The sequence below is a fragment of the Psychromonas sp. genome, assembly GCF_983033635.1.
In genome coordinates this window covers 36,296-41,835 of sequence record NZ_CEZLMY010000018.1, presented here as the reverse complement: position 1 = coordinate 41,835, position 5,540 = coordinate 36,296, and the positions used below count along the sequence as shown (strand labels likewise).

Below are 5,540 nucleotides of genomic sequence, written 5' to 3'. Positions count from 1 at the left end.
TGGAGAGGTCGTTAAGGCGCAGGGCATGTCTTGGTTCCATCTGCCCATTGTTGACGATCTCGCTCCTGAAACTCCGTTTTTAGAAGCTTGGAAAAGTGCAGGGCCAGCTATTCATCGTTTACTCGAACAAGGCAAAAGCATTGCTGTTCACTGTAAAGGAGGGTCTGGGCGTACAGGTTTGGTTGCTGCGCAAATTCTTTTAGAGCGAGGGGAAGCAATTGAGCCGTTAATGAAACGCATTCAGTTTATTCGCCCTAATGCATATACGCACGCTTGCCATCGAGATTATTTAATTACACTGAATCAAAGTTTAAAGTCACAATAAAAGGATTTAAAAAATGACAATTAAAGTAGGTATTAACGGTTTTGGTCGAATCGGCCGTTTAGTGATGCGTGCCGCCTATGATTGGGCTGATATTGAGTTTGTACAGATTAATGATTGTGCAGGCGATGCTAAAACACTCGCTCATCTTCTTGAGTTTGATTCAGTGCAGGGGCGTTGGCAGCATCAAGTTGAAGCAAGCGATAATCATATTGTCATCGGCAGCAGTAAAATTCATTGTACACAGCAACGAGAAATCGCCGCTGTAGACTGGTCAAATTGCGATGTGGTTATTGAAGCTACGGGTGTAAACCGTGATCCTAAACTACTGCAGAGCTATTTAGATCAGGGTGTAAAACGCGTGGTTGTTTCTGCACCTGTAAAAGATGATGCGATTGCTAATATTGTGGTTGGTGTAAATGAGCATATTTTTGAGCCAGATAAACACCAAATTGTTACTGCGGCTTCTTGTACAACTAACTGTCTTGCGCCTGTTATTAAAGTGATTAATGAAAAGTTAGGCATTGAACAGGTCTGCTTTACCACTATTCATGACTTAACCAATACGCAGACTATTTTAGATGCTCCCCATAAAGACCTGCGTCGTGCCCGTGCATGCGGTATGAGTCTGATTCCAACCACAACCGGCTCTGCAAAAGCGATTGTGGAGATATTTCCGGAGCTTAAAGATCGCATTGATGGGCACGCAGTGCGCGTGCCATTAGCGAATGCTTCGTTAACTGATATTGTGATTGATGTTAGCCGTGATACCGATATTGAAGAGGTCAATGCTTTACTTAAAAGCGCTTCTGAAAACGAACTGCAAGGCATTTTAGGTTTTGAAGAGAAGCCATTAGTATCTATTGATTATCGTGGTGATCAGCGTTCAACTATTGTTGATGCACTTTCAACTATGGTTGTCGGTTCGCGCATGGTTAAAATATATGCCTGGTATGACAATGAAATGGGTTATGCAACGCGCACCGCTGAATTAATGCGTAGCGTTGCTCTTGCGGATAAATAACAACGCTATGTTTAAAAATCTATCTGCTGAACTGAAGCAATATTTAGTTATCACTGCTAATTATTGGGCGTTCACTCTAACCGATGGTGCACTGCGCATGTTGGTTGTTTTGTATTTTCATCAGTTAGGTTATAGCGCGCTGCAGGTAGCTTTCCTATTCCTGTTTTATGAATTTTTTGGCGTTGTGACTAATCTGCTTGGTGGTTGGCTGGGAGCGCGATTAGGTCTTAATCGCACTATGAATATCGGTTTGATAATGCAGGTGATTGCCCTGTTAATGTTAGCCATTCCTGGTGAATGGCTGATTATTCCGTGGGTGATGTTTGCACAGGCATTGTCAGGTATTGCTAAAGATCTTAATAAAATGAGTGCTAAAAGCGCTATTAAACTGTTTGTCAGTGAAGAAAGACAGGGCACTCTTTATAAATGGGTGGCAATTTTAACGGGATCAAAAAATACACTGAAAGGCGTTGGTTTCTTTTTAGGTGGGTTACTGCTGACGCTGATCGGTTTTCAAAGTGCCATGTTATTGATGGCAAGCCTGCTTTGTGTTGTCTGCTGTTTAAGTTTGTTATTACTTAAAAAAGATCTGGGCAGAGTCAAACGCAAGGTCAAATTCAAAGAGCTATTTTCCAAAAGTGCCAGTGTTAATATCCTTTCCGCTGCACGTCTATTTTTATTTGCTTCGCGTGATGTTTGGTTTGTGGTCGCTTTGCCTGTTTATCTTAGCGAAACCTTCGGCTGGACTGCTTGGACGGTAGGTGGTTTGTTAGCCCTGTGGATAATTGTTTATGGCGGTATTCAGTCAGTTACCCCCTATTTTACGGGGAGCTCTTCAGGGCGGGTACCAGATGGTAAAAGTGCGGTGTTATGGGCAATGGGATTGGCCGTTACCCCTCTGCTGGTGGTTTTATCGCTGCAATTTGAAAGTACTCTGTTTATTGCCGGACTGTTTCTATTTGGTGCTTTGTTTGCTATCAACTCTTCAATGCACAGCTACCTTATTGTCAGTTATGCGCAAAGAGAAGGGGTATCGTTAGATATCGGTTTCTATTATATGGCAAATGCACTGGGGCGTTTAATCGGCACGCTGCTTTCAGGCTGGATATTTATCAGTTTAGGTTTAAGCGCCTGTTTACTGGTTTCAACTCTGTTTATCGTCATTGCCGGTGGGATTTCACTCTTTTTGCCAAGGGAGCTGTTGCGTGAGAATAGTTATTAAAACAGTTTAAATATTAATATCTGATAAAAATAGTCAACTTTGATTTAGTGTTATATTATAACAAAACAGAATTTGATTAATTTTATCGAGACTCTTTTTATGTTGTTGTTACTAAGTGTTTTTGCACTCTTCCTAGGACCGGTTACCTACCGGTTGTTACAGCGTCAGCCTGGTTGGCTGGATCTGCTTGATGCATTTATTTTTGTAACTATTTCAGGTCTTGTTTTATTTCATATCCTGCCCGAAATTCTGCACAGTGGCGGTTTGATCGTTTTGCTGCTGATGGCAATTGGTTTGCTGGCGCCAAGCTGGATAGAAAAATACTTTCAGAAAGCCGCCCATCAGGCACATCAAACGACACTGTTTTTAGGTGTACTCGGTTTAGTTTTACATGCCAGTATCGATGGTTCTGCTTTAATTGTTACGCAAGGTGATCATACGGGCTGGCTGCTTGCACTAGGTGTTTTATTACATCGCTTTCCTGTCGGTTTAACTATTTGGTGGTTATTACGTCCTCAGTATGGGCGGTTATTACCAATGATTATTTTGCTGGGTATGTCTGCTGCAACTTTAGCTGGGGCATTTTTTGCCGGTGACTCTCTGGCACAACTTGATGGTCAATGGCTAGCTTGGTTCCAGGCCTTTGTGATGGGGTCGATTATGCATGTTGTTTTACATCGTCCCTATCTGCATGGACACTCCCACTCTCATGCGCCAAAAAAAGATAATAATGAAAACAAGTATGCAGCGGGGATCGGCAGTATGCTTGGTGTTATTGTATTATCTTCGGTGCTGTTACCGCATTGGCTGGGTTATATTGAACATAACCATGATCATGCAGGTACGCCAGCTACGGATATTCAAGACTCTATTAAAGTAGATCAGCATATAGATAGCATTCAAGAGGCTGGGCAACACCATCATGAAGTTGATGACGTTCATCATGAAACTGACGGGTATCATGATATTTCCGAAGTTGAAAATGATCAGCAAATAGATGAGCATCATCATGAACTTGAAGAACTGCATAAGAGGGATCAAAGCCGTGATGAGCATAATACTGCGTTAACTCTGGTCAATTTTACCAATATTGCTTTGTATAGTGCTCCTATGTTGTTACTGGCTTATTTTTTAAGCGGGTTAATGCATTATTTCAATCCCAAGTTCTCCGTTTTACCAACACAAGCCAGCCAGTCTTTTTTTAAAGATAGTTTAAAAGGGGTCATTTACGGTTTACCTTTACCTGTTTGCTCACCCAGTGCCAGCAAAATGCATCAGCAACTATTATTTACTGGTGTTAGCCAAACCTTTGCGACTGCATTTTTAATTGCGGCACCGATTATGGGGTTTGATGCACTGCTTATTTCCCTGCCGCTACTTGGTGGGCAGATGCTTTTATTGCGCATTGTTTTGGCTACTATTTTTGCATTAGTGATTGCCTGGTTATTAGGTCGTCACTTTAAAACACTACTCTCCTCTGCATTGAAAATAAGTTGCCAGGATAAAACCTCAACATCCCGATTTATTAGCGCCATTAAACAGGGCTATCAACATCAGCTCGATCATACAGCACCTTGGGTTTTATTAGGTTGGACGCTGGCTGCAACACTCTCTGCTACATCTGCTTGGGCATTCCTTGATCAAGCATTGTGGTTACAAGTCTTAGTGATGATTATTGTGGCGTTTCCATTTGCACTTTGTGCGACTGGTATAACCCCCGTTATTGCTGTTTTATTAATTGCAGGTCTATCACCAGGCGCTGCTATTGCTTTCTTTTTAATCGCACCAACGATTAGTCTTGAGCTTCTAAAAACATTTAAGCAGCAGCAGGGGGTCTTTGCTGCTATGAGCCTGGCGATGCTGATGTTAGGCGGGGCTTTCTTAATTGGTTTAGGGCTGAATCAATATATAGATGTTATTGCCCTTCCTTGGTTGGATCAGGAGCAAGGTAGTTACAGCTGGTGGCAAATAGCAAGTTTAGTCATAATTTTAATTTTATATTTCAGTTCGTTACTGCGCCGTGGAGCACGTAGTTTTATTGCCGAGTTGATACCTAAAAGTTTTTTAAAGCATCATCACCATTAAACTGATGATAATAATGATATTTTAGCAGTGCCGTTGATATTAAGAGCAATCTAACTAGTTGGATTGTTATTAATAAACTATTCTCTAATAGGTTGATTAGAAAGGGACTGCTGATTATGAAAAATTTGTACTGGGTAATTCTTGCGATTGTTGTCATTATTATATTTGCCGATGGTTATGCGCTTTATAAAATTCCTCAAGCTCAGTACATTAAGGGGGAATTAACATATAACCAAGAGAGTAATATTGAACCTGGTACTATTTTTAAGTTAAGCCTTGAATCCCGTCCTCAAGGAGATAATAAATTTAATATTCTCTCCGCTTCAGAGCAAAATGTTTTTGAGAAGTTTCCACAAGAATTTACCTTACCGGTACTTAAAAAATCACTCTCATCAACGGGTATATATCAACTTCGCGTGCAAGTCATAAAAGATCATAAACTACTCTATGTTAACCGTGAGTTATTACCATTCACGCGATATGATCTGAATGAATCGCTGAATATCGAGATGCAAGCTGCGGCTCAAGCCATGCTCAAGGCTCACCCCAAACCTCAAGCTAAGCCAAAACCTAAAGAAGAAGTTTTGCCTGTTGTAAAAGAAGCAGAGCCAGCTGCGTTAGATATTCCAGGCTTATTGGCAAACAAAAAATGGTTTCTTGATAGCAAGGAAAAAAACAAACCTCATCTAACTTTTGATATACAAAAAGGGCGTGTATTTGGCAGTGGCGGTTGCAATAATTTTCAGGGGGGGTACCAGATCGATCAAAGCTTATTAATCATGAAAAACTTTATCTCAACAGCTAAACATTGCGCCACGGGTATGGAAGTCGAAGATGAATTTTTAGATGCGTTAACAAAAGTAAATGAGTGGGAAGTGAAAGACGGC

Annotated in this window: 5 protein-coding genes; all 5 read left to right on the top strand. The window is 41.1% G+C overall.

What is annotated here, in order from left to right:
- Positions 1-325: phosphatase domain-containing putative toxin (locus AC4GME_RS04320; protein WP_490379051.1), on the top strand; the 325-nt coding region annotated here is incomplete at its 5' end.
- A 13-nt stretch (positions 326-338) separates the two neighbouring features.
- A complete protein-coding gene (locus tag AC4GME_RS04315; RefSeq protein WP_490375714.1) occupies positions 339-1,346 on the top strand; it encodes an ArsJ-associated glyceraldehyde-3-phosphate dehydrogenase in 1,008 nt (335 codons plus the stop codon).
- Between the two features lie 7 nt (positions 1,347-1,353).
- Positions 1,354-2,568, top strand: coding sequence for an organoarsenical effux MFS transporter ArsJ (arsJ, locus tag AC4GME_RS04310; protein ID WP_490375715.1), 1,215 nt, complete (start codon positions 1,354-1,356; stop codon positions 2,566-2,568).
- Positions 2,569-2,667: 99 nt separating this feature from the next.
- Positions 2,668-4,653: a permease gene (locus AC4GME_RS04305; RefSeq protein WP_490375716.1), complete on the top strand. Its 1,986-nt coding sequence runs from the start codon at positions 2,668-2,670 to the stop codon at positions 4,651-4,653.
- 116 nt (positions 4,654-4,769) lie between these two features.
- On the top strand, positions 4,770-5,540 hold a 771-nt coding region (locus AC4GME_RS04300), incomplete at its 3' end, for an META domain-containing protein (protein WP_490379050.1).

Coding starts and splice junctions, on each gene's coding strand:
- AC4GME_RS04315 (WP_490375714.1), top strand. CDS start 339: ATGACAATTAAAGTAGGTATTAACGGTTTTGGTCGAATCGGCCGTTTA.
- arsJ (WP_490375715.1), top strand. CDS start 1,354: ATGTTTAAAAATCTATCTGCTGAACTGAAGCAATATTTAGTTATCACT.
- AC4GME_RS04305 (WP_490375716.1), top strand. CDS start 2,668: ATGTTGTTGTTACTAAGTGTTTTTGCACTCTTCCTAGGACCGGTTACC.